Genomic DNA, 22,767 nt, shown 5'->3' with positions numbered 1-22,767 from the left:
GGAAACTCTCTCTCATAGAGAGAGGGAGGGGCCCATCGCGCAGCGATGGGAGGGTGAGAGGTTATATAGTCTGCCGGAGAGGCTCGTTCAGTGCGTCACACCACAACCGTCATCCCGCGCTTTATGCGCGGGACCCATGGTTCAGCTTCTACGTGAGATCTTGTTTCTGCATCGCCCTTGCGGCGGACAGATGGGTCCCGCGCATAAAGCGCGGGATGACGGACCTATTTGAGACGGTGAAACCTCTCACCCTCCCACCGCCGTTGGCGGCGGGCCCCTCCCTCTCTCTGTGAGAGAGGGCTTTTAGGGCCTTGCCTCTTCCCCGACGGCGCCCGGTAGGTTCCCGCGAGCAACCCCAGGGAGGCCGCCATGGCCGTGTTCACCGTCCTTTATCCCGCCGTCGAAGGCGCGAAGTTCGACGAGACCTATTACACCGAGGTCCATATTCCGTTGGCCCAGGAGGCCTTCGCGCCGACCGGTCTGATCGGCGTGCAGATCCTGAAGGGTCTGTCCGGGGCGGGCGGCGCACCGGCCCCCTACAGAATGATGGTCAACCTGACCTTCCGCGACATGGCGGCCTTGCAGGCTTCGCTGGGTGGTCCACGCGGCGCTGAAGTGACGGCCGACGTGGCCAACTTCACCGACATCCAGCCGGTGGCGCAGATCAGCGCCGAGGCTTAGTCGAGCAGCTTGTAGAACAGCACACGCGCGGCGCCGTAGTCGCGCGTGTCGATCAGCTCGAAGCCATCCAGCGCCGGGTCGATCTCGCTGCGGCCGCGCTCGAACATCAGGATCGCGCCAGGGTTCAGCCAGCCGCCGGCCTTCAGTTCGGCGACGGCCTTCTCGCCCAGGCCCTTGGCGTAGGGCGGGTCCAGGAAGGCGATGTCGAACGGCGCGCCGGCGCTGGCCGGGATGGGGCCCAGATCGGTGGCGTCGCGGCGATGCACGCGGGTGACGCCGAACAGGTGCATCGCGTCGATGTTCTCGCGGATTGCGCCGCGGGCCGCATCGTCGGTCTCGACGAACAGGCAATAGGCCGCGCCGCGCGACAGAGCCTCCAGACCTAGCGCGCCCGAGCCGGCGAACAGGTCGACGACCCGCGCCCCGTGCAGCTCCGGCGCCCAGGCCGCGTGTTCCAGGATGTTGAACACCGCTTGGCGCGCGCGGTCGGAGGTCGGCCGGGTGGCGTCGCCCGCCGGGGCGGCGATGGCCTTGCCGCGATACTGGCCCGAGACGATGCGCATCAGGCCGCCTTCGGCGCGGGGGCGATTACGCGCTTGCTCATCCAGCCCAGGCCGACCAGCAGCAGGACCATCAGGATCCAGGCCCACGGATGCATCAGGCTGTAGAGGCTGAGGCCGCACATCAGGCCCGGCAGCAGGGTCACGCGCAGCCAGACGAACCAGGCCTCGGCGGTGGGCATTGGCTCGGTCAGCTTGCCGACGAAGGCCGCATAGGCCCACATCAGACCCATGGCGACGCCGATCAGGGCCACCAGCCCGATATAGACCGGCAGGGCCTGGTTGCCGGCTTCCCAGAGCAGCTCGGTGGCCAGCGGCAGAAGGGCGATCAGGCCCAGGACCACGAAGTTGAAGAAATCCAGGCCGCCATTGGCCTTGGTCAGGCGGGCGAACACCCGGCGATGGCTGAACCAGCCCACCCCGACGACCGCGAAGCTGAGCGCATAGGCCAGCAGCTTGGGGCCCATCTGGCCGAACAGGTCCGGCACCCCATGCCAGTGGTGCGGCGGGTGGATCTCGATGGCCAGTAGGGTGATGGCGATGGCGAACACCGCGTCCGAGAACAGCACCAGCCGGTGCAAGTGCCCTGGGCTCGAATCACTCGACTTGTCGTTGCTCATTGTGGTCCCCTCACAACCTGTAACGGGATGTGTGCCGTCCTCCGCGTCCTGCGGCAAGCGTGCGCTTTACAAGTCCGCGCCCGCGCCCTCTTAGTCGCGCCGTTAGGCAGAGGCGAACGGACGGCGATCAGGCGATGCGCATGGGCGAGATCATGGAGTCGGCGAGGCGTTCGCGCTTCCTGGCCGATCTGTCGCCCTTCGATCGCGACCCGTGGCGGACCGCCGTCGCCTTGCCGGCCGGCCTGCTGGCGGCAGTGGTCGGGGCGGCGCTGGGCGGGGCCCTGGCGCTGGTGACGGCCCTGGTGGTGGTCAGCGGCCTGGACGGGGCCCCGACGACGGGCGACCTGTTCGCGATCTTCTCCGATCCCAATCTTTCGGAACCGTCGGCGCGCCAGTCGCTGTTCCTGCTGACCATCCTGGCCGGTGTGAATCTGGGCGCGGCGGTCGGTTTCGTGTTCGCGGCCGGGGCGATCCACCACCGCAAGCTCAAAGGCTATGTCAATGACGGCCAACCGCTGCGCTGGCGGCTGCTGATCGGTGGCCTTGTGCTGGTGGCCATCGTCATGAGCGCCGTGGTTGGCGGCGCGGCCCTTGCCGGGCAGTCGATCGAGCCGCCGCTCGGCCGCATGGCGCCCAACCTGGCCGGCCAGGTGATCTATGCCAGCCTGGCCATCAGCCTGCTGATCCTGGCCTCGGCGGCCGAGGAGCTGCTGTTCCGCGGCTGGCTGCTGAAGCAGACCGCCGCCTATATCCGCCACCCGCTGGCGCTGATGGGCGTGAACGGCGTGCTGTTCGCGGCGATCCACCTGGACCCCAATCTCGACGCCTTCCTGTTTCGGATGGCCATGGGCATGGGGCTGACCTGGATGGCGCTGCGGCTGGGCGGCATCGAGCTGGGCATCGGCGCCCATGCGGCCAACAACGCCATCATCGTCCTGCTGGTCCGGCCGATGACCGCCCAGCCCGACGCGCCGCACGCGTTCAAGGCCGGGCTGCTGGCCAGCGCCCTGGTGCTGCTGGCCGGCTTCATCGGCGTAGCGGAGCTTTCGCTACGCTGGCCGGCCCTGCGCCGCTGGACCGGCGCGCAGGCTGCGGCGGCTTAGCGCTTCGGACCGCGCGGAGCCGAACCTCGTCCACCTGCGCCGCCGGTCGGGCGCGGTCCGGGGCGAGCGCCGCCGGGCTTGCCGGGCTTTTCCGCGACACGACGGGCGGCGCCGTCGGCGGGCTTCGCGCCGGGGCGGCCACCCTTGGAGGGCGCGGCCGGCTTGCCGCGGGCGGCGGGTTTTCCGATGTCGATGAACTTGCTTTCGATCGACTTGACCGCGCGCTTGGGCTTGGACGGGGCGGCGCCCTTGCTGGCGCCCTTGGCCGGCGCGTGGGGCGAGACCTTCTTCTTGGGCTTGGCCCAGCCGGCCTTGTAGACCGGCTTCTCGGACTTTTCGGGGACGTCGATCACACCCGTCCGGTCGGCGCGGGGAGCGCCGCGACGCTGCAGATCGCCGCCGCCGGCCGTGCCGGGCGCCTTCACGGCGCTGGCGATCCCGCCGAACTTGGGACGGTCGCCGGTCGGCATGTTCTCTTCGGAGATGATGCCTTCCATCAGCTCGCGGATCACCCGCGGGCCGACCTCCTCGATCTGGCCGGCCTCAAGGGGGCCCAGGGCGAACGGTCCGTAGGACATCCGGATCAGGCGATTGACCTTCAGGCCCAGGGCTTCCAGCACGCGGCGGACTTCGCGGTTCTTGCCTTCCGACAGGCTGACCGTGATCCAGATGTTCTTGCCGCCGCCGGCCTTTTCGTGGGCCTTGTCGATCTTGGCGTCGATCGCGCCATACTTCACGCCCTCGACGGTGATGCCGTCCTTCAGGGTGTCCAGCTTGGCCTGGGTGGTGTCGCCGAAGGCGCGGGCGCGATAGCGGCGGACCCAGGCGTTGCTGGGGGTCTCCAGCGCCCGCGACAGCTCGCCGTCATTGGTCAGCAGCAGCAGGCCCTCGGAGTTCAAGTCCAGGCGGCCGACCGAGATCAGGCGGGGCAGATCCTTGGGCAACGAGCCGAACACAGTCGGCCGGCCCTTGGGGTCGTTGTGGGTGGTCATCAGCCCGGTGGGCTTGTGGTAGCGGAAGATCCGGGTCGGCTCGCGCTCGGCCACCAACTGGCCGTCGACGGTGAGGAAGTCGCCGGGCGCGACCTTGACCGCCGGGGTCGTCAGCACCTTGCCGTTGATGGCGACGCGGCCGGCTTCGATCAGGCGCTCGACCTCGCGCCGCGAGGCTACGCCGGCCCGCGCCAGGGCCTTGGCGACCCGCTCGCCGGGACCGCCGTCCAGCTCGCCGTCTTGACCCTCGAGTTCAGGCTCGTACAGGGGATCGTGTGGCTTGGTCATTTCGGCGTCCTTCTGAAGGCTGGGCGCATCTCTCGATGGGCGTTCAACTGCTAATGCACACTGATCCGGCTGACGATCAAGACCACCGCATGATGCGCCTGGCGCTGGACGCCGCGCGCGCGGCGGCCGAGGCCGGCGAGACGCCGGTGGGCGCAGTGATCCTGGATCCCAAGACCGGCGAGATCATCGCCACGGCCGGCAACGGTCCGATCGCCGCCTACGACCCCACGGCCCACGCCGAAATCGCGGTGATGCGGCTGGCGGCGGCCAAGCTGGAAAACTACCGGCTGACCGACCTGACCCTGGTGGTGACGCTTGAGCCCTGCGCCATGTGCGCCGGGGCGATCAGCCATGCGCGGATCGGCCGGGTGGTGTTCGGAGCCGAGGACCCCAAGGGCGGGGCGGTGGTCCACGGCCCGAAGTTCTTCGCCCAGCCCACCTGCCACTGGCGGCCCGAGGTCACAGGCGGGGTGCTGGCGGAGGAGAGCGCGGACCTGCTTCGAGGTTTCTTCCGCGCCCGCCGCAAGAAACCTAGCTGATCAGGGCCGAGCCCAGCAGGACCTTGGAGCCGGGCTTGCCCAGCACCTGGTCGGCGGCCTTCTGCAGTTCGCGCGAGACGTGGTCGATGTCCGGGGCCGCGCCACCGCGCAGGCCGGCGCAATAGACCATCAGCGTCTGGGCGAAGGCGGCCCGCAGGCGCGGCGTCGAGGCCTGGGCCCGCTTCATCAGCGTGGGATCCTTGACCTCCAGCCCGGTCTCGACGGTCATCACCCCCCGGCGGCCGTCGCGGCGCAGGACCACGGCGTTGATCGGGTCCAGCTGGAAATAGGTGACGGCCTTGTCTTCCTTCTTGCCCTCGTTGGCGAGAACGGGCGTGGCGCCGAGCGTGGCGACCAGAAGGAGCGGCAGGAGAAGAGCGCGGCGTTGCATGACGCCCTTGCTACCGCAGCGTGGTTGACGTCCTCTTTACATCTGGGAGCGCAAACAGAGGCGTAACCGAGATTCGACGCCGCCTTTCGTCGCGGCTAATGCCGCAGGAGGCAGACCTTGGGCCGCTTCTCCCCCCAAAACCTCGACCTGGACGGCAAGGTGATCCTGATCACCGGCGGCACCGGCTCGTTCGGTCGCCGCTTCATCGAGACCGTGCTGCGCCGCTATGACCCGCGCAAGGTCATCGTCTATTCGCGCGACGAGCTGAAGCAGAGCGACATGCAGATCGAGCTGCGCGAGCAGTTCGACGACAAGACCGTCGGCAAGATGCGCTTCTTCCTGGGCGATGTTCGTGACCGCGAGCGCCTGACCCTGGCCCTGCGCGGCGTCGACATCGTCATCCACGCTGCGGCCCTGAAGCAGGTGCCGGCGGCCGAGTACAATCCGTCGGAGTGCATCCACACCAACGTGCTGGGCGCCGAGAACGTGGTCTGGGCCAGCCTCAACAATGGCGTGAAGCAGGTGGTGGCCCTGTCTACCGACAAGGCCTGCAACCCGACCAATCTCTACGGCGCGACCAAGCTGGCCTCGGACAAGACCTTCGTGGCGGCCAACAACCTGTCGGGCGACATCGGCACCCGCTTCTGCGTCGTGCGCTACGGCAATGTGGTCGGCTCGCGCGGCAGCGTCGTGCCGCTGTATCGTCGCCTGCTGAGCCAGGGCGCGACCGAGCTGCCGGTCACCGATCCGCGCATGACCCGCTTCTGGATCACCCTGAACGAGGGCGTCGACTTCGTGCTGTCGTCGCTGACGATGATGCGCGGTGGTGAGATCTTCGTGCCCAAGATCCCGTCCATGGCCATGCCCGACCTAGTCAAGGCGATGTCGGCCGACGCCGGCATGAAGGTGGTCGGCATCCGCCCCGGCGAGAAGCTGCACGAGATCATGATCAGCGCCGACGACGCCCGCTCGACCGTCGAGTTCGAGGACCGCTTCGCCATCGAGCCGAATTTCGCCGAGTTTGGCCGCACGCCCTATGGCGCGGCCGACGGCGCCGCGCCGGTGCCGGAAGACTTCTCGTACAGCAGCGACAACAACCACGACTGGCTCTCGCCCGATGGCCTGTTGGCCATGCTGGAGGAGAAGGCCGCGCGATGAGCGGCTTCCTGCCCTACGGTCGCCAGACGATCGAGGACGACGACATCGCCGCCGTCACGGAAGCGCTGCGCGGTGATTTCCTGACCACCGGCCCCACGGTCGAGGCGTTCGAGACCGCCTTCGCCGCCAAGGTCGGGGCCCAGCACGCCATCGCCGTCTCGAACGGCACGGCCACCCTGCACCTGGCGATGATGGCGCTGGGGATCGGGGAGGGTGATGTCTGCATCGCGCCCTCGGTCACCTTCCTGGCCACCGCCAACTGCGCCCGCTACGTCGGGGCCGAGGTGGTGTTCGCCGACGTCGATCCCGACAGCGGCCTGATGACCCCCGACACCCTGGCGCAAGCGCTGGGCCGGGTCGGTGACAAGCGGGTCAAGGCCGTGCTGCCGGTGCATCTGCGCGGCGACGTCTGCGACCTACCGGCCCTGAAGGCCATGGCCAGCGCCGCCGGCGCGGCGCTGGTCGAGGACGCCCCCCACGCGCTGGGCTCGGTCGGCACGTTCGGCGGCGTCGACCATCCCGTCGGCGACGGCGCCTATTCCAGCTTCGCCAGCTTCTCGTTCCACCCGGTCAAGACCCTGGCCACGGGCGAGGGCGGCATGCTGACCACCAACGACGCCGAGCTGGCGGCGCGGGCGAGGCTGCTGCGCTCGCACGGCATGGTCCGGCCCGCCGGCGGCGAGCCGTGGTGGTACGAGATGCCCGAGCTGGGCTTCAACTACCGCATCCCCGACATTCTCTGCGCCCTGGGCCTATCGCAGCTGGCCAAGCTGGATCGCTTCGTAGCCCGTCGCTGGGAGTTGACCGCGCTCTATGCCGAACGTCTGGCCCAGCGCTGCCCGCGCGTGAAGCTGGCGCAGAGCCCGGCCCATTCGAACCCGGCCCTGCACCTTCTGACCGTGCTGATCGACTTCGAGGCCGAGGGCCTGTCACGCCGCACCGTGGTCGATAGCCTTAAGAGCCAGGGGATCGGGACGCAGGTCCACTACATCCCGGTCCACCGCCAGCCCTATTACGTCAACCGCCAGGGCCTGGCGGACCTGCCCGGCGCCGACGCCTGGTACGCCCGCTGCCTGACCCTGCCGCTGTTCCCGGCCATGGCGGATGGCGACGTCGAGCGGGTCGTCGACGCTCTGGCGACCATCCTGGGCTAGGCCTCACCACGCCTTGGCCCCCACCCGGTTGTCGAGCTGGGCGCGCAGATTGCCCAGGCCCAGTCGGGTGATCCGGTAGGGACCGCCGTCCTGGCTGGCGATCAGTCGTTTCTTCTTGAGGGACTGGAAGACGCCGACATTGCAGTCGGTCAGGCCCCAGCCGTCGCGGGTGATGCAGTCGGCCGACAGGATGCGGCCCTTCTCGTCACGTTCGAGTTCGATCCGACCGCCTTGGGCCAGAGCATGCAGCGTGCGTTGCTGCGGTTTGGAGATGTTCAAGGGAATGTCCGAGAGATCGAGGCATACGATCACGCAACCGCCGGGTCTCTTCAGAGACCCATCTCTAGCCAAGAGCGGGCGTGACGAAGCACGCCCGCGGCGGATGCGCGGGCGGATAGCGGGCCTATCGACTTTCGAACCGAGGTCCGGAGCCTGTTAGGCCCGCGCCTCGCGCACAATCTCGGACATGAACCACACTGAAGACGTTGGTGTGGGGAGGATAGCGGTGGTTTCCGCTTTGGCAAAGCCTATCGCAAAACGCCGTTTCCCCGGCGAAAGCCGGGGCCCAGATCTCAGAGTGCTGGGTGGGCTGGAAGAGCACGGCGCTCATAGAATTCGCCAAAGCGCCCTTCCAGCTGGGTCCCGGCTTTCGCCGGGAAAACGGTACGGGCTTACGGGGCCTTGCTGACGCTGTTGTCGACGCCGTTCATGCGCACCTGGGGCGCTTTCGACGAGCGCCAGCGGACGGTCTGGTCGGTGCCCGTGACCACCACCGGCGCGCCGGGGGCCAGGTCGATCATCACCTTGTTGTCCGTGCCGTTCAGCTTGAGGCTGGCGCAGTTGCCGGTGAAGGTCAGGTTGTGTTCCGTGCCGTCGACGATGACGCCGCGACCTTCGCAGGCGACCGTGTTGCCTTGCCCAACGCCGGCGATGTGGATCGGCGCCTTGGCTTGGCCGGCGAGACCGGCGATCAGGGCGAGCAGGGTGACGGAGATCATGATGCGAGGTTTCCTCGTGACGAACCTTGGGCGCAAACGCCTCAAGCCCGGAAAAGCTCCACCTTAAGTTCAGTCCGTGACCGCTGGATGATGGAAAGGGGCGGCGGTCGTCCGCCGCCGCCTCATCAGCGCGCCGCCGGCGTGTCTCCGCCGAGCAGGCTGGTCGGGGTGAATGTAGGAGCCAGGATGGCGATGTCGTAGCCCAGCACCAGGTCACGCCATGGCGCCGGCGCAGCCGACAGGTCCCGGGTTCTGAGCGTCCGGAGATCCACCATCAGCCACGACCCCGACGCGGCGCCGGCCGCTTGAACGACGTCCTTGCGCCAGTCCGGGTCCTTGTCGTCCTTCATGTCGAAGGTCTGCACGGCGGCGGGCCGTCCGACGCCGGCATAGCCCGCCAGGGAGCCCTTGGCGCCTTCGATGATGATGTGCAGCGCCGTGGCGCCTTCGCCCTCGGCGCGCTCGGCCACATAGGCCCCGATGTCGCGCTGGTTCAGCGGATTGATCGACTTGTAGCCGTGATAGGCGCCGAACTTCAGCAGCACCCTCGCGCCGGGCTTGTCGGCGAGCTGGGCGGCCAGCGTGCGCTTCATCAGACGCGCGCGGCGGCCGTTGGGGTCGCCCTTGCGCGCCTGCGACGCCTGGTAGATGGCGCGGCTTTCGGTCAGCAGGCCAAACAGATAGCGCACGCGCGCGCCGCCATCCTTCGCGACTGCGGCGGCGGCCTGATCGAGATCATCCTGCTTGGCCGAGAGAAGGAGCAGGTCCGCGGGCGAACCGGATGCGAGCGCGGCGGCGGTCGCTTTCTGCTCCTGCGCGGCCAGACCGGTCAGGGCGGCCCGGGCGAGGGGCCCCGGCTTGGCGGCCAGCATTTCTTGCAGCAGGTGGCCGCTGGATCCGAGGAACTCCTGGTCCAGTCCCCAGAGCTGAAATTTCGGCCCGGCCGCGGCGGCGCAATCGCCGGTCATCCGGATTTCGTCCTGGCCCCTGAAGAAGGCGATGCCGTCGGGGTGCTTGCGTGAGAACTCGACGATCTTGGCTTCGCGGTCCGGCGATCGCATGGCGGCGTCGACGACGCGGGCCGCTTCCGGGCCGGTCTCGATGACCATGGCGGCCAGGCCTGACGGCGCCATCAGGCGGCAAATCTGGGTGGTGAAGGCCGGGATCTCGCGGGACATGTGGCTCTCGCCGATCATGACATAGCGACTGGCGGCGACGGCCTCGGACAGGACGGACGCGCCCGCGCCCGACAGCCCGTCCGGATTGACGTTCAGAGGGGTGATCGCCTGGGCCAGGCGGGCCTGGAAGGGCGACGCCTCCTGGGCGAACGATCCGGTCGCGACGGCGCTGAGGCCGGCCAGAAGGATCGCAGAGAGACCCCGATGAATTCTACGCACGCGTTTCCCCCGCAGACGACTCAACTCTCTGTCGTCTAACGAGGCCCAGGCGGGGCGCCAACCCGCTACTTCTTCGCCTTGGCCGGGGTGGTCTGACTGGTCTTCACAGGGGCGCCTTGCTGGCGCGCTTCGCTGACCAAGCCGGCGCAGTCGGCGTCCTTGGCTTCGCCGGTGGTGACGAAGGGCAGCAGGGCGGCCAGCGGGTTGACCAGCGAGCCCAGGGCGGCGGCGATGCCGCCCTGGCCCACGGCCTTGCTGGCGTCCAGGCCGATCTTGGGAGCCATGAAAGGACCCTCGATGGTGATCGGCACGAACAGCCGCAGCAGGCGCGGCTTCTTGCTGTCGCCCTCGATGCGGAAGTTCATCCTCTCTGTCTCAAGGTTGATCGTGCCGCGGCCCTTGGCCAGGACCACGCCGGTGTCGGCGACGATCTGGTTGGAGGTCATGACGCCGTTCTTGACGTCGAAGTCGGCGATCGCGCAGCGGACCGAGGTTTCCTTGTCGCTCTTGGACAGCAGCAGGATGAGCCCCTTGGAGGCGTTGACGCCCAGCAGTTCGGCGAAGGCCTGGCGGATCTGGCCCCGGGGCGACACCACGGTCACCGAGCCGTTGGCCGAGGCGGCTGCGCGGTGGACGCTATTGCCCGTACCGGTCAGCTTGGCGCGAGCCATGACCGGGCCCTCTATGGCGCGCTTGCCGTCGCTCATGATCGGGATGAAGTCTTCCAGCCGAGCATTGGTCAGGCGCACGTCCATGTCGGTCTTCGGCACGGCCGGGCGGGCGTCCAGCCGCACCTTCCCCTTCAGATCGCCGCGCGAGAAGGTGAAGGCGATCGGGTCCAGGTTCAGCACGCCGTCCTTCAGGTCCACGTCCAGGCTGACCTTGCGCAGCGGCAGGTTCGGGGCGTTCACCGTGTCGGCGCGATAGCTGACCTTGGCGTCCATGGCGCGGACGCGGTCGACCTGCAGGGTGGCGTCGGGCAGCAGGCGCTGGGTCGCGTCGCGCTGGCGGGCCTCGACCTTTTGGCCGGCCGAGGCGGTCTCGCCGCGACCGGTGGCAGGGGCCGCGCCGACCAGGCTGCCCAGGTCGTCGAAGTCCAGCCGGCGCGAGCGTAGGTCGGCTTCCAGATAGGGGCGCTCGCGGCCGGTCAGCACGAACAGGTCGCCGCGGATGTCGCTGTCGCCGATGCGGCCCGACAGCGCTTCGAAGTCAAAGCGGTCGCCCTTGCGAACCAGCTTGCCCGAGACCTTGTAGGGCGGGGTGTTGGGCAGGGTCAGGCCGGTCAGGTCGTGCAGGCGGTTCAGGTCGGCGCCGGCGATGCTGAGCTGGGTCTCGAAGCGGCCGAGATCGAACGGCTTGGTGACGCTGCCCTTGGCCGTGATGTGGGTCGAGCCGGCGCGGACGTCGGCGTCGAACGGATAGGGGCGGTCGGGCGTGATGTTCAGCAGCGGGCCGCCGGTGACCTGGGCCACGAAGCCTGAGCGGTTCAGGCTGCCCTTGCCTTCCAGCACGAAGCGGCCGCCGCGCTCGCCGGCCCGCTCCTGGGCGTTGACCGAGCCGACGAACAACGCGCCGCCGACGCGGTCGTCGACCCGCAGCTTGCCGTCGTTGATCACGAAGCGCTGGACGGCCGGCAGCTTCAGCGGCTTGGCGTCCTTGCGCGGCGCGCCGAATGTCCAGTTGGCCTTGCCGTCCTTGGCGCGCAGCAGGCGCACGTCGGGTTTGTCGATCACCAGGAACGGCAGGATGACCTGGCCGCGCAACAGCGGCAGCACCTTGACCTGTACGGCGATGCGCTGGAGCTGGACCATCTGGCCCGCATCCTTGTCGACCGACTTGGCCCAGGCCGGCTGGCCGACGCGGATACCGTAGGCCTCGACCTTGGGCGCGAACGACCACGGGTGGACCCGCAGGTCGCCGGCGATCACCACCTCGCGCTGCAGCTGGGCCGAGGCGAAGCGGCCAAGCGGCCCGCGCAGCCAGTTCCAGTCGAAGATCACCAGGAAGATGATCACCGCCGCGACCAGGGCCAGCGCCGAGCCGATGCCGATCTTGGCGCTGCGCGGCAGCCCGCGGAACGGGTTCCGCGGGGGCTTCGGCTGAGGAAGAGCGTCGGTGGTCGACAGGATCGTGGCTCCGGTTGAACCCTCACAACGCGCGAGGCCGGCGATCCTGTTCCATTACAAGGCGGTGGTTCGGTCTCTAGTAGACCAGGCCGATACTGCTGACGGCCGCGGCCGCCACGACGAAGACGGCGATGGCCACGAGTTCATAGGCCTTGAAGAGCGGTCGGCTCGGTGTGCGCATGTTGTAGTTCCCCCAGTCCCATTTTGGTGCAAATCATCGCTACCGGCGCAAGGGCGGCGCCACCCGGAATGGGTCGTCAGGGCAGCTTTCCGGGCCAGACGAGATAGCCATAGGCGTCCCGTCCAGCGGCGGCGTAGCCGTAGAACCCGGGCGCGTAGGACGGCGGATATTGTGTGACCGGGCCCCCACGGCTTTGGTCGTATCCATCGTCATAGCCACGCTCGCGGGCATACTCGTAGGCGTAGTCCTGTTGGTCGTAGCCATAGCCGTAATCGTAACGGGGATCGTGACGATCGCTGTAGCGATCGGCGGTCTCCACGCCCAGCGGTCGGCCGTCCCACTGGTGATGGCCCTGGCTCGCGCCGCATTCGACGCGATCCCAGCGATAGGCGCCGCCGGGGCCGGTGACGCGACGGACCACGCAGTCGCCGGGGCCGGAATTGGCCGGCAGCAGCTGCGGATCCAACGGCAAGCCCTGGTGGTGGCCGCCCTGATACGACCCGGCGACGACGGGCGCGGCCACGAGGGCGGCGCTGGCGAAGGCGAGGGCGGCAAGCAGGCGGACGGTCATGGGCGGTACTCCGTAACGATCTTAACAAACCACTAACGCGCCAAGGGCCGGCATGCTTTCACCCCTCGCGCGAGCTTGGCTGTGAAAGGGCGCCCTTTTCCTCCGCCGCCACTCCGGCTAGCGTCGGTCAAACGAATGTTTGAGGGGGCGACGCATGGCGATCGAGGCGGTGATCTGGGATTTCGGCGGGGTGTTCACGACCTCGCCGTTCGAGGCGTTCCGGCGCTATGAGACCGACCGTGGCCTGCCCAAGGACTTCATCCGCACGGTCAACGCCACCGACCCGGACGCCAATGCCTGGGCCCGGTTCGAGCGGGCCGAGATCGACGCGGCGGCCTTCGACGGACTGTTCCTGGAAGAGGCGACGCGCCTGGGCCATGCCGTGCGCGGCGCCGAGGTGCTGCCGCTGCTCTATGGCGATCTGCGGCCTCGGGTGACGGACGCTCTGAAGGTCTGCAAGGCGCGGTTCAAGGTCGGCTGCATCACCAACAACGTCCCGACCGGCCATGGGCCCGGCATGGCGCAAAGCGCACAGAAGGCCCTGGCCGTCGGCGAGATCATGGCCCTGTTCGACGCGGTGATCGAGAGCTCCAAGGCCGGGGTGCGCAAGCCCGATCCGCGCATCTACCAGATGATGTGCGAGCTGCTGGGCGTCGCGCCGGAGGCCTGCGTCTACCTCGATGACCTGGGCATCAACTGCAAGCCCGCGGCGGCCCTGGGCATGAAGGCCATCAAGGTCTCGAGCGAGGCGCAATTGCTGGCCGACCTTGCCGAAGCGACCGGTTTGGCGTTCTGAGAGGGCCAACGCTTTCGGAGGTCTCTCATGTCCCGCCCCAGGATCGGCGCCGCCGCCGCGATCGCTCAGCTCGAAGGCTGGGCCGTCGCCCCGGACCACAAGGACGCCATCGCCAAGACGTATCGGTTCGCCGACTTCAACGCGGCCTTCGGGTTCATGACCCGCGTGGCCCTGAAGGCCGACAAGCTCGACCATCACCCCGAGTGGTTCAATGTCTACAACCGTGTCGAGGTGCTGCTGACCACCCACGACGCCGACGGCGTGACGGAACTGGACGTCCAGCTCGCGAAGTTCATGGACAGCGCCGCCTGAAGCTTTCAAACTCCCGTTTGAATTATAATCGGGAGGACGCCCCAATGGCGCAGAGCACGGGCCGGGTCGCCGGCAAGAAGGCCTTCATCACTGGCGGGGCCCAGGGCCTGGGCGCCGCTGCCGCGCGCCGTCTGGCCGAGGAAGGCGCCAAGGTCACGGTGGCCGACATCAACCTGGCCGGCGCCGAAGCCGTGGCGGCCGAGCTCAACGCCAAGCATGGCGCGGGCACGGCCTTCGCCCTGCCGCTGGACGTCACCCAGGAAGACCAGTGGATCGCGGCCCTGGAAAAGGCCAACGACCTGATGGGCGGCATTTCGGTGCTGCTGAACAACGCCGGCGTGGCGGGCGACAAGCCGCTGGAGGCGATGGAGTTCGATCTCTGGAAGAAGATCATGTCGATCAATGTCGACAGCGTCTTCCTGGGGGCCAAGCACGCCCTGACCTATATGCGCGCTCACCAGCCGGGCTCGATCATCAATATCAGTTCGATCGCCGGCCTGATCGCCAACCACAACTCGCCAGCCTACAACGCCTCGAAGGCGGCGGTTTGGCTGCTGAGCAAGAATGTCGCCCTCTACTGCGCCAAGCAGGGGCTGGATATCCGCTCGAACTCGATCCACCCGACCTTCATCGACACGCCGATCCTGGATCCGCTGAACCAGCGCCTGGGCAAGGAAGAGGCTCACGCCAAGCTGGGGCGCCAGATCCCGCTGGGCCACATCGGCGAACCCAACGACATCGCCAATGCGGTGCTCTACCTGGCCAGCGACGAGAGCAAGTTCATGACCGGCGCGGAAATGCGCCTCGATGGCGGCATCTCGGCGATGTGACGGTCAAAGCGCCCGCGCATGGCGCGGGCGCGGCTTGTCGGCTTAACGCGGCGCCCGTTTCGCCAGGATCCGCTGCAGCGTGCGGCGGTGCATGTTCAGGCGGCGGGCGGTCTCGGACACGTTGTGACCGCACATCTCGTAGACGCGCTGGATGTGTTCCCAACGGACGCGGTCGGCGCTCATCGGGTTTTCCGGCGGAGCCGGGGCGTCGCCCTTGGCGGCCAGCAGAGCTCGGGCCACGTCGTCGGCGTCGGCGGGCTTGGAAAGATAGTCGACCACCCCGGCCTTCACCGCCGCCACCGCGGTGGCGATGTTGCCGTAGCCGGTCAGCATGATGACCTTGGCGTCGGGGCGCGTGTCGCGCACGGCCTCGACCACCTTTAGGCCAGAGCCGTCCTCCAGGCGCATGTCCAGCACGGCGTGAGCCGGCGCATGGCTGCGCAGGATGGTCAGGGCTTCGGCCACCGAAGCGGCCAGGGTCACTTCGAACCCGCGCTGTTCCAGCGCGCGTCCCAATCGGGTCCGCAGCGGACCGTCGTCGTCCAGCAGAAGCAGAGTTTTGTCGGGCAGGGCCGCGACCAGCTCGCCGATATCCGCCATGAAGTCAGCCCCTCCCCGGGCCAATACTCGATAGGCCAAATAACAACCTATACTTTCCTGCCTTCACGAGAGACTGCAAGCCCCTTCGCACATTCTCGCGATCAGACCCCGATATAACCCGGAGCTTCTAGCGCAGGCCGGGGCCAGCGCGCCGAAACCACGGCGCCGCCGCGTCGTCCGTTACGGAAATCCACGGTGGCGCCAGTTCGTTCCAGCAAGGTTTTGGCGATGAAGAAGCCAAGGCCCATGCCGATGTGGCCCGTCCGCGATCCTTCCGCACCGGGACGGGTGGTGACGTAGGGCTCGCCCAGCTTGGCCAGCACCTCCGGCGAGAAGCCCGGGCCGTCGTCGCGCGCCTCGATGACGACATAGCGAGCGTCGAAGCGGGCGATGACGATCACCTCGCTGCGGGCGAAGTCGACCGCGTTCTCGACGATCGAGGTCATGGCGTGAATGATCTCGGGCCGGCGCCAGACGTCGGGCGCGGTGTCGCCGGCCGGGCCGTTGACCACAGCTTCGACGCGGATGCCGTGCACCAGGTGCGGCTCGATCACGTCCTGGACCAGCTGCACCAGGCTCATGCGCTCGTGGACGGCGTCCTTGGCCTCGGGCATCTCGGTCAGGCGCGCCAGGATCTCGCGACAGCGGGCGGCCTGGCCGATCAGCAGCTCGGCGTCCTCGCGGATCTCTTCGCTGACGGCGTTGCGGGCCATTTCGCGCGAGACCACCGAGATGGTCGCCAGCGGCGTGCCCAACTCGTGGGCGGCGGCGGCGGCCAGGGCGCCCAGCGCCGACAGGCGTTGCTCGCGGGCCAGCACCGTCTCGGTGACGTTCAGGGCCAGCTCCATGCGGGCCGACTCGCTGGCCGCCTGCCAGGCATAGGCCGCCGTCAGGATGATGCCGATGATCCGCGCGGTGACGATGATGCCCAGCATCAGCGGGCTGGGCGTGTAGTGCAGCGGCGCGCCTTCCAGCGTCGGCAGCGGCATGTGGAAGATGGCCAGCACGATCGACGAGGCGATGGCCAGCGCCCCCAGGCCGATGGCGTAGCGGGCCGGCAGGGTCGCGGCCGACAGGGTTACCGGCGCGATCAGCAACAGGGAGAACGGATTGAGCGCGCCGCCGGTCAGATAGAGCAGGCCGGACAGCTGCAGGATGTCGAACGCGATCTGGGCGGTGGCCTCGCCGTCGCGGGCCAGTCGCTGGCCGCTGGAGGCCAGGCCCAGCAGGACGTTCAGCCAGGCCGACAGGGCGATCAGGGTAAAACACAGCGCCCACGGCACGTGCAGCTTCAGGCCCAGCCCGGCCACCAGAAGGACGGCGGTCTGGCCCACCACCCACAGCCAGCGTTGCGCCAGCAGGGTGCGAACCCGCAGACGACCCCGGCGCAGTCCGGGAGCCATCCAGGACCAGCCATCGTCTTGCGCCGGGTCTTCGCCCGGCTTATCGAGCCCCTTCAGACGTGGGTCGTCGGGCGCTCCAGCGAACGATGCGTCAGCCATGATCGCAAGATTGTCCAGAATTGCGCGCATGGCGAGAGCAAAAGGCTGGGCGAGAGCAAAAGGATGAATTGCACATGCCTCGTCACCGCCTTTTCCTGATCCTGGCCTGCCTGGTGGGCTTCGTCGTCGTGGGCGGCCTGGCCTGGCGCGCCGGGGTGTTCAAGAGCCAGGCCCCCGCCGCCGTGGGTGGTCCGTTCCAGCTGGTGAACCAGGACGGCGCCCCCACCACGGAGAAGGTGCTGAAGGGGAAATGGAGCGCGGTGTTCTTTGGTTTCACCTACTGCCCCGATGTCTGCCCAGGCACGTTGCAAGGCCTGTCGGCCGCGACGGACATCCTGGGTCCGAACAAGGCGCAGAAGCTGCAGATCGTCTTCATCTCGATCGACCCGGCCCGTGACACGCCCCAGCAGATGAAGGCCTATCTGTCGGCCGACTACGTGCCCAAGAGCACGATCGGCCTGACCGGAACCCAGGACCAGACCGACGCCGCGGCCAAGACCTACAAGGTCTATCACGCCAAGGCCGGCGACGGCCCCGGCTACACCATGGACCACTCGACGGCGATCTACCTGATGGACGAGAAGGGGCGCTTCAAGACGGTGATCCCCTACAACCTGCCGCCGGCCGACATTGCCCGCCGCATCGACGACGCGATGCGCGAGGGCTGAAGGCTTCGTGGGCGCGCGGACTTTACGCGCCCTTAGGCTGTCTCGCCGAAACTGCGACCGCAGGAGACGGCGATGCACTTTCAGACGTTGAAATGGAGCGATCTCAGCGACGCCGATCGCGGCGCCTGGGATGCGTTCCGCGCCGCGACGCCCGGCCTGTACAGCCCCTATTTCGACCGCGGCTGGTTTGACGCCGTCAGCGCGGCGCGCGGCGACCTGCGGGTCGTGCGCGGATCGCGCGACGGACGCGCCGTGGCCTTTCTACCCTATCATCCCAGCCCGATCGGCCTGGCGCGGCCGGGCGGCGCCAATTTCTGCGACTGGCACGGCTTTGTCTCCGAGCCCGGCTTAGCCATCGACGCTGGGACCGCCCTGGCCTGCGCCGCACCCGCCTTCCGGTTCGACGCCGCGCCGCAGGGCGACGCCGGCTTCGGCGGCCTGGGCGGCTCGGAGAGCTTCTCGCATGTGGTCGATCTGGCGGACGGCTTCGAGGCCTATGCGCGTCCCCCCGGCGGCCGGGCGGCGCCCAAGGCGGTGGCCAATTTCCGCCGCGCCATGCGCAAGCTGGAGGCCGACGGTCGCTCGGTGACCGTGACGGTCGAGGACCATGACGACGCGCCGCTGCGGGACCTGATGCGTCTGAAGTCGCAGCAGTACCGCGCCTCGGGCCACCCCGATGCGCTGTCCTGGGACTGGAGCCGGCGGCTGATCGACGCCCTGCCGGTGTCGCGCGACGGCGGCTTCGGGCGGGTGTTGTCGACCCTCTGGATCGACGGAGTCTTCGCGGCGGGTCATCTGGGCCTGCGCAGCGGACCGGTCATCCATCACTGGCTGCCGGCCTTCGAGCGGGACTTCTCGCACTACGCCCCCGGCCACCTGCTGGCCGTGGAGATCGCCAAGGCCGCGCCGGACCAGGGCGTGACGACCATGGACCTGGGGCCGGGCGACTATGTCTGGAAGCGGGAGTTCGCCAACAGCCAAGCGCCGCTGGTCAGCGGGATCGCCTACGCCGCCTCGATACAGGGCGCGGTCGCCGTGGCGGCCAATCGCTCGACGTCCAAGCTGGCGGCGCTGGGCAAGCTGGGTCAGCTGCCGCAACGCGCATTCGGCAAGCTGGAGCGGTCGCTGACCGCGGTCGCCCCGTCGCCGTCCTAAAACCTCAGGCCGCGGCCTGGGCCGGCAGGCCGATGCGGGCGGCGGCGTCCTTGATAGTCAGGACCGGGATGCCGGTGGCCTGCAGGCGTTGCAGCACATGCTCCAGCATCGCCGGCGTGCAGCCGAACGGCGAAGGCGCGTCGGAGACGTCGTGCGTGAAGAAGGTCACCCAGCCGGCCTGGGCGGCGGCGGTGTCGATGGCCGCGTCGATCTCCGCCGGGATCCAGCGTCGGGCTTCCAGCGGGATCGATTTCAGCATGCCCAGGTCCAGCGTGCCGGCGTTGACGCCGCCGCGGATGCCCCGGACCGTGGCGAAGCGATCGCCCAGCAGACGCTTTGTCCGCGGCGAGGCCTCGCCGTAGGGATAGGCGTAGCTGGCGGGGTTGAACGGGCCCAGGGCGGTGTTGAGAAAGGCCAGGTTGCGCTCGGCCTCGTCGATCAGCGCCTGTGAGCTCAGCGACGGCGACATCTGGTGGGAGAAGCTGTGGCAGCCGATCTCGTGGCCCGCGGCGACCAGGGCGCGCAGGTCGGCCGCGTCGTAATAGTCCAGTCCGTCCTCGGTGCGGCCGCAGAAGCTGCCGGCGACGTAATAGGTCGCCTTGGCGTCGTAGCGCGCCAGAATCTCGCCGCCGATCGTCCAGGCGTTCTTGGGAAAGTCGTCGAACGTGATGCTGGCGACCGCGGTCGGGGACGCGGGCTTGGCGCGCTTGGACGGCCAGTGCCGGGTAGCGAAACTATTGGCCCGCGAAATGAGGTTCATTGAGTACTCAGTTTGGGTAACGAAATAGAAACGCGATGTTTAGACTAGCACCCGCAAGTTAAGGCATGGTTCAATCCCGCCCAGATTGCAAAGCGCGACATTTCAACGAGATCGAAGGTCTGCGCGGGTATCTGGCCTTGTGGGTGGCTGTCGGCCACGCCCTGAACTTCTCGGGGATCATGGACGGCGGCGCGGTGATGACCCTGCTGCTGTCGGGGCACCAGGCCGTGCTCGAGTTCATCGTGCTCAGCGGCTTCGTCATCACCCATTTGCGGCTCAGCAGCCCTGAAACCTACGGCACGTACATCGCCCGGCGCGCGTGGCGCATCTTCCCGGTCTATGTCGTGTGCTTCCTGATCGCGGTGGCGATGACGCCCATGCTGGCCACGTTCGTCCAGCAGGTCCCCTGGGCGAACACGACGGACTGGGCGGGCTTCAAGCAGGAGCGGCTGGACTGGCTGACCCAGCTGCAGACGAACGGCTGGGCCCATATACTGGCGCATCTCAGCGGCCTGCACGGCCTGATCCCGGACGAGATCCTGCCCTACAGCAACCGCGCGTTCCTGGCCCCGGCTTGGAGCATCTCCCTGGAGTGGCAGTTCTATCTGGTGGCGCCGTTTGTCATCGCCGCGGTGCGCACGACCAAGGGCGTCGTTCTCCTGAGCCTGGGCGCGGTGGCCCTGGCCGTGCTGTACAACGCCGGGCGCATGGGGTCCTACGCCGGCTATCCGACCCTGGCCCAGGCGGCGGGCTATTTCGCGGTCGGCATCGGCTCGCGGCTGACCCTGGAGCGGCTGAGCGCGCTGCGGGTCTCGCCGCTGGCGCTGATGGCCACGGTGCTGGTGGCGCTCTATTTCTTCGTCGACGAGCAGCGCCCGCTGCTGCTCTGGAGCGTGTTCTTCATCCTGCTGGTCTGGGGTCCTCAGGCGCCAGTCCTGGGGCGGATGTTCCAGTGGATCTTCGCCAACCCCGTCGCGCGCGGCCTGGGGCAGGCCAGCTATTCGTTCTATCTCTGCCACGTGCTGGTCATGGCTGGGATGGGCTCCGTCGCCCTGGCGATCCTGCCCAAGATCAGCCACGGGCAGATGCTGGCCTTCCAGTCGCTGGCCCTGGTTTTGGCGATCCTGGTGAGCCTGGTGCTGTACCGGCTCATCGAGCGGCCCGGCACCCGCCTGGGTGCACGCCTCGCGCGACGCCCCTAGCGCCGCCACCTCTCCGCGCAAGCGACGCCATGACGCGGCGCAAAAAGTCGTGAGAGGGTAGACTTTCTTAGGGTTGGGCGTGTTATGTTGCGTTGCAACATCGCGGGTGCGCCATGCTTTACGCTCTCCATGAGGCGGCTTATTACGCCTCCACGCCGATGCGCCTGGCGGCGCTGGCAGCCAGGGATTTCTGGGGATCGCCGCTGAACCCGGCCGCGGACTCGGCCGTGGGCCGACGCCTGCACGCGGGCGCGGATCTCTTCGCCAACATCACCCGCCGCTACGGCAAGCCGCGCTGGAACATCGACACGGTCAAGATCGGCCAGGTCGATGTGCGCGTGCGCCAGAACGTGGTCTGGGAAAGCCCGTGGGCGCGCCTCGTGCAGTTCGACCGCGACATGGCCGACATGCGCCGGGCCGGGAAGTTCTCGCTGGATCCGGCGGTGCTGATCGTCGCGCCGCTGTCGGGCCACTACGCCACCCTGCTGCGCGGCACGGTCGAGGCGTTCCTGCCCGACCATGCCGTGTTCATCGTCGACTGGGTCAACGCCCGCAACGTCTCGGTGCTGGAAGGCCGCTTCGACTTCCACGACTATATCGACCACGTCATCCAGATGCTGTCGGTGCTGGGCCCGCGTCCCAATGTTGTGGCCGTATGCCAGCCCGGTCCGCCGGTGCTGGCCGCCGCCGCCCTGATGGCCGAGCAGAACCACCCCTCGCGCCCGGCCAGCATGACCTTCATGGGCTCGCCGATCGACGCGCGCCTGTCGCCGACCGTCACGAACCAGCTGGCCGAGGAAAAGCCGTTCACCTGGTTCCAGTCGAACATGATCTACACCGTGCCGCCGCCCTATCCGGGCGCGGGGCGGCGCGTCTATCCGGGCTTCGTCCAGCTGGCCAGCTTCATGAGCATGAACGCCGAGCGCCACCAGGAAGCCCACCGCCGCTACTTCAACGACCTGGTGAAGGGCGACGGCGACAGCGCCGACAAGCACCTGGAGTTCTACGACGAGTATCTGTCGGTCCTGGACCTGACGGAGGAGTTCTACCTCCAGACCATCGACATCGTCTTCCAGCAATACCTGCTGCCCAAGGGCGAGCTGACCCATCGCGGCGTGCGGGTAAAGCCCGAGGCGATTACCGACATCGGCCTGATGACGGTCGAGGGCGAGAACGACGACATCTCCGGCATCGGCCAGACCCAGGCCGCCCACACCCTGTGCGCCAACATCCCCGACGACCTGAAGCTGGACTACGTCCAGCCCAGCGTGGGCCATTACGGGGTGTTCAACGGTCGTCGCTTCCGCGAGGAGATCTATCCGCGCGTCCGCAAGTTCATCCGCAAGTGTGACCCGCACTTCGAGGAAGAAGCCTGACGCCGCGTCGGCCTTGCTACTCAGCGCGGCGCACACGATCTTAGCGCCAGATGTTCGCGCGCTCGGCTCAACGCTTCTCGGATGGTGATCGACTGGAGATCGGCGGCTGGCCCGTCCGCCTGCGGGTGGACGGCCGGGCGCGGCGCATCTCGTTGCGCGTCGACCGGGCCAAGTCCGAGATCGTCGCCCTGGCCCCCAATCCCAAGCGCCTGAACGAGGCCGTCGCCTTCGCCCAGGAAAAGTCCGGCTGGATCGCCAAGCAGCTGGCGGCCCTGCCCGAGCGGATGAACCTGGCGCCCGGCGGGACCTTACGCCTCAACGACATTCCCTATCGGCTGGAGGTCGGCCCCGGCCGGGCCCGCATCGACGGGGAGCGCATCGTCGCGCCCGACGACGCCAACTGGGGGCTGAAGATCGTCCGCCTGGCCAAGCGCGAGGCGCTGGCCGTGCTGACCGAACGCACCGCCATCCACGCCGCGGCCCTGAACCGGCCCATGCCGTCGGTGGCGGTGGCCGATCCCAAGGCGCGATGGGGTTCGTGCCGGCCGGCGACGTCGCGCACGCCGGCGGCGATCCGCTACAGCTGGCGGCTGATCCTGGCCCCGGCGGCGGTGGCCGACTATGTCGCCGCCCACGAATGCGCTCACCTGATCGAGGCCAATCACGGGCCGCGGTTCTGGGCGCTGTGCGAACAGCTGGCGGGAGACCCGACGCCGCACCGCGCCTGGCTAAGGGCGCACGCGGCCGAGCTGCACGCGGTCGGTGCCTAGTGAGATAGCAGATGCTCCCCCGCGTTGCGTGGGGAGC

26 protein-coding genes are annotated in these 22,767 nt (G+C 68.3%); 13 read left to right on the top strand and 13 right to left on the bottom strand.

Annotated features, from left to right (window positions below; genetic code table 11):
* Positions 1-369: 369 nt before the first annotated feature.
* Positions 370-681, top strand: a complete 312-nt coding sequence (locus ABDW31_RS23635) for an EthD family reductase (protein WP_184714717.1) — start codon at positions 370-372, stop codon at positions 679-681.
* Here the strand turns inward: ABDW31_RS23635 and rsmD are convergent.
* The gene (rsmD, locus tag ABDW31_RS23630) at positions 678-1,244 is read right to left on the bottom strand and encodes a 16S rRNA (guanine(966)-N(2))-methyltransferase RsmD (RefSeq protein ID WP_184714715.1); all 567 of its coding nucleotides are present in this window, start codon (positions 1,242-1,244) and stop codon (positions 678-680) included. The genes ABDW31_RS23635 and rsmD overlap by 4 nt on opposite strands.
* Positions 1,244-1,861, bottom strand: coding sequence for a TMEM175 family protein (locus tag ABDW31_RS23625; RefSeq protein ID WP_184714713.1), 618 nt, complete (start codon positions 1,859-1,861; stop codon positions 1,244-1,246). Before ABDW31_RS23625 ends, rsmD begins: the two co-directional genes overlap by 1 nt.
* Before the next feature lie 140 nt (positions 1,862-2,001).
* Between ABDW31_RS23625 and ABDW31_RS23620 the strand changes: the two genes are divergently transcribed.
* Complete coding sequence (locus tag ABDW31_RS23620; protein ID WP_343699721.1) at positions 2,002-2,964, top strand: CPBP family intramembrane glutamic endopeptidase; 963 nt, start codon at positions 2,002-2,004, stop codon at positions 2,962-2,964.
* On the opposite strand, the gene ABDW31_RS23615 is transcribed toward ABDW31_RS23620, so the two are convergent.
* Positions 2,961-4,244 carry a pseudouridine synthase gene (locus ABDW31_RS23615; protein ID WP_343699720.1) on the bottom strand — a complete coding sequence of 428 codons (1,284 nt, stop codon included), beginning with the start codon at positions 4,242-4,244 and terminating at the stop codon, positions 2,961-2,963. The genes ABDW31_RS23620 and ABDW31_RS23615 overlap by 4 nt on opposite strands.
* A 53-nt stretch (positions 4,245-4,297) precedes the next feature.
* Between ABDW31_RS23615 and ABDW31_RS23610 the strand changes: the two genes are divergently transcribed.
* Positions 4,298-4,783 (top strand): nucleoside deaminase, encoded by a 486-nt coding sequence (locus ABDW31_RS23610; RefSeq protein WP_184723478.1) that lies wholly within the window; start codon positions 4,298-4,300, stop codon positions 4,781-4,783.
* On the opposite strand, the gene ABDW31_RS23605 is transcribed toward ABDW31_RS23610, so the two are convergent.
* Positions 4,776-5,174, bottom strand: coding sequence for a hypothetical protein (locus ABDW31_RS23605; RefSeq protein ID WP_343699719.1), 399 nt, complete (start codon positions 5,172-5,174; stop codon positions 4,776-4,778). The two genes, ABDW31_RS23610 and ABDW31_RS23605, sit on opposite strands and share 8 nt — an antisense overlap.
* Before the next feature lie 117 nt (positions 5,175-5,291).
* On the opposite strand from ABDW31_RS23605, the gene pseB reads away from it, so the two are divergent.
* The gene (gene pseB, locus ABDW31_RS23600; protein ID WP_343699718.1) at positions 5,292-6,332 is read left to right on the top strand and encodes a UDP-N-acetylglucosamine 4,6-dehydratase (inverting); all 1,041 of its coding nucleotides are present in this window, start codon (positions 5,292-5,294) and stop codon (positions 6,330-6,332) included.
* Positions 6,329-7,486, top strand: coding sequence for a UDP-4-amino-4,6-dideoxy-N-acetyl-beta-L-altrosamine transaminase (gene pseC / locus ABDW31_RS23595; RefSeq protein WP_343699717.1), 1,158 nt, complete (start codon positions 6,329-6,331; stop codon positions 7,484-7,486). Before pseB ends, pseC begins: the two co-directional genes overlap by 4 nt.
* A 3-nt stretch (positions 7,487-7,489) precedes the next feature.
* On the opposite strand, the gene ABDW31_RS23590 is transcribed toward pseC, so the two are convergent.
* From ABDW31_RS23590 to ABDW31_RS23565, 6 genes are all read right to left on the bottom strand, one after another.
* Positions 7,490-7,765: a YjhX family toxin gene (locus ABDW31_RS23590; RefSeq protein ID WP_343699716.1), complete on the bottom strand. Its 276-nt coding sequence runs from the start codon at positions 7,763-7,765 to the stop codon at positions 7,490-7,492.
* 392 nt (positions 7,766-8,157) lie between these two features.
* Entirely contained in the window at positions 8,158-8,484 is a 327-nt protein-coding gene (locus ABDW31_RS23585) for a DUF3060 domain-containing protein (protein ID WP_184714699.1), read from the bottom strand.
* Between the two features lie 125 nt (positions 8,485-8,609).
* A complete protein-coding gene (locus ABDW31_RS23580) occupies positions 8,610-9,881 on the bottom strand; it encodes a hypothetical protein (RefSeq protein WP_343699715.1) in 1,272 nt (423 codons plus the stop codon).
* Between the two features lie 65 nt (positions 9,882-9,946).
* Positions 9,947-11,926 (bottom strand): AsmA family protein, encoded by a 1,980-nt coding sequence (locus ABDW31_RS23575; RefSeq protein WP_343699730.1) that lies wholly within the window; start codon positions 11,924-11,926, stop codon positions 9,947-9,949.
* A gap of 157 nt (positions 11,927-12,083) precedes the next feature.
* The gene (locus ABDW31_RS23570) at positions 12,084-12,188 is read right to left on the bottom strand and encodes a hypothetical protein (RefSeq protein ID WP_172274389.1); all 105 of its coding nucleotides are present in this window, start codon (positions 12,186-12,188) and stop codon (positions 12,084-12,086) included.
* Between the two features lie 76 nt (positions 12,189-12,264).
* Positions 12,265-12,759, bottom strand: a complete 495-nt coding sequence (locus ABDW31_RS23565) for a hypothetical protein (protein WP_343699714.1) — start codon at positions 12,757-12,759, stop codon at positions 12,265-12,267.
* Positions 12,760-12,913: 154 nt separating this feature from the next.
* Here ABDW31_RS23565 and ABDW31_RS23560 point away from each other — a divergent pair, with 154 nt between their 5' ends.
* From ABDW31_RS23560 to ABDW31_RS23550, 3 genes are read left to right on the top strand one after another with little or no spacing between them, the layout of a single operon-like run.
* Positions 12,914-13,555 carry an HAD-IA family hydrolase gene (locus tag ABDW31_RS23560; protein ID WP_343699713.1) on the top strand — a complete coding sequence of 214 codons (642 nt, stop codon included), beginning with the start codon at positions 12,914-12,916 and terminating at the stop codon, positions 13,553-13,555.
* A 27-nt stretch (positions 13,556-13,582) separates the two neighbouring features.
* Positions 13,583-13,867, top strand: coding sequence for a 4a-hydroxytetrahydrobiopterin dehydratase (locus ABDW31_RS23555; RefSeq protein WP_184714691.1), 285 nt, complete (start codon positions 13,583-13,585; stop codon positions 13,865-13,867).
* 44 nt (positions 13,868-13,911) lie between these two features.
* A complete protein-coding gene (locus ABDW31_RS23550) occupies positions 13,912-14,697 on the top strand; it encodes an SDR family oxidoreductase (protein ID WP_343699712.1) in 786 nt (261 codons plus the stop codon).
* A gap of 42 nt (positions 14,698-14,739) precedes the next feature.
* Here the strand turns inward: ABDW31_RS23550 and spdR are convergent, their stop codons facing one another.
* Positions 14,740-15,297: a stationary phase response regulator transcription factor SpdR gene (gene spdR / locus ABDW31_RS23545; protein ID WP_172274379.1), complete on the bottom strand. Its 558-nt coding sequence runs from the start codon at positions 15,295-15,297 to the stop codon at positions 14,740-14,742.
* Positions 15,298-15,398: 101 nt separating this feature from the next.
* Positions 15,399-16,799 carry an ActS/PrrB/RegB family redox-sensitive histidine kinase gene (locus ABDW31_RS23540; protein ID WP_184714687.1) on the bottom strand — a complete coding sequence of 467 codons (1,401 nt, stop codon included), beginning with the start codon at positions 16,797-16,799 and terminating at the stop codon, positions 15,399-15,401.
* Between the two features lie 74 nt (positions 16,800-16,873).
* On the opposite strand from ABDW31_RS23540, the gene ABDW31_RS23535 reads away from it, so the two are divergent.
* Both ABDW31_RS23535 and ABDW31_RS23530 read left to right on the top strand, forming a co-directional pair.
* On the top strand, positions 16,874-17,467 hold the full coding sequence (locus tag ABDW31_RS23535) for an SCO family protein (RefSeq protein ID WP_343699711.1): 594 nt from the start codon (positions 16,874-16,876) through the stop codon (positions 17,465-17,467).
* A gap of 72 nt (positions 17,468-17,539) precedes the next feature.
* Complete coding sequence (locus ABDW31_RS23530) at positions 17,540-18,622, top strand: GNAT family N-acetyltransferase (RefSeq protein WP_343699710.1); 1,083 nt, start codon at positions 17,540-17,542, stop codon at positions 18,620-18,622.
* A 4-nt stretch (positions 18,623-18,626) separates the two neighbouring features.
* Here the strand turns inward: ABDW31_RS23530 and ABDW31_RS23525 are convergent, their stop codons facing one another.
* A complete protein-coding gene (locus tag ABDW31_RS23525; protein WP_343699709.1) occupies positions 18,627-19,382 on the bottom strand; it encodes a polysaccharide deacetylase family protein in 756 nt (251 codons plus the stop codon).
* A 65-nt stretch (positions 19,383-19,447) separates the two neighbouring features.
* Between ABDW31_RS23525 and ABDW31_RS23520 the strand changes: the two genes are divergently transcribed.
* From ABDW31_RS23520 to ABDW31_RS23510, 3 genes are all read left to right on the top strand, one after another.
* Positions 19,448-20,584 carry an acyltransferase gene (locus tag ABDW31_RS23520; RefSeq protein WP_343699708.1) on the top strand — a complete coding sequence of 379 codons (1,137 nt, stop codon included), beginning with the start codon at positions 19,448-19,450 and terminating at the stop codon, positions 20,582-20,584.
* Between the two features lie 113 nt (positions 20,585-20,697).
* Positions 20,698-21,960, top strand: a complete 1,263-nt coding sequence (gene phaZ / locus ABDW31_RS23515; protein WP_184714677.1) for a polyhydroxyalkanoate depolymerase — start codon at positions 20,698-20,700, stop codon at positions 21,958-21,960.
* Between the two features lie 50 nt (positions 21,961-22,010).
* Positions 22,011-22,730, top strand: a complete 720-nt coding sequence (locus tag ABDW31_RS23510) for a M48 family metallopeptidase (RefSeq protein WP_184714675.1) — start codon at positions 22,011-22,013, stop codon at positions 22,728-22,730.
* The last annotated feature ends 37 nt before the right edge of the window (positions 22,731-22,767 follow it).

This window comes from Caulobacter sp., from assembly GCF_039596335.1.
Classification (GTDB): Bacteria; Pseudomonadota; Alphaproteobacteria; order Caulobacterales; family Caulobacteraceae; genus Caulobacter.
Note: the sequence above shows the minus strand (reverse complement) of the source record. Positions and strands in the feature narration are given on the sequence as shown.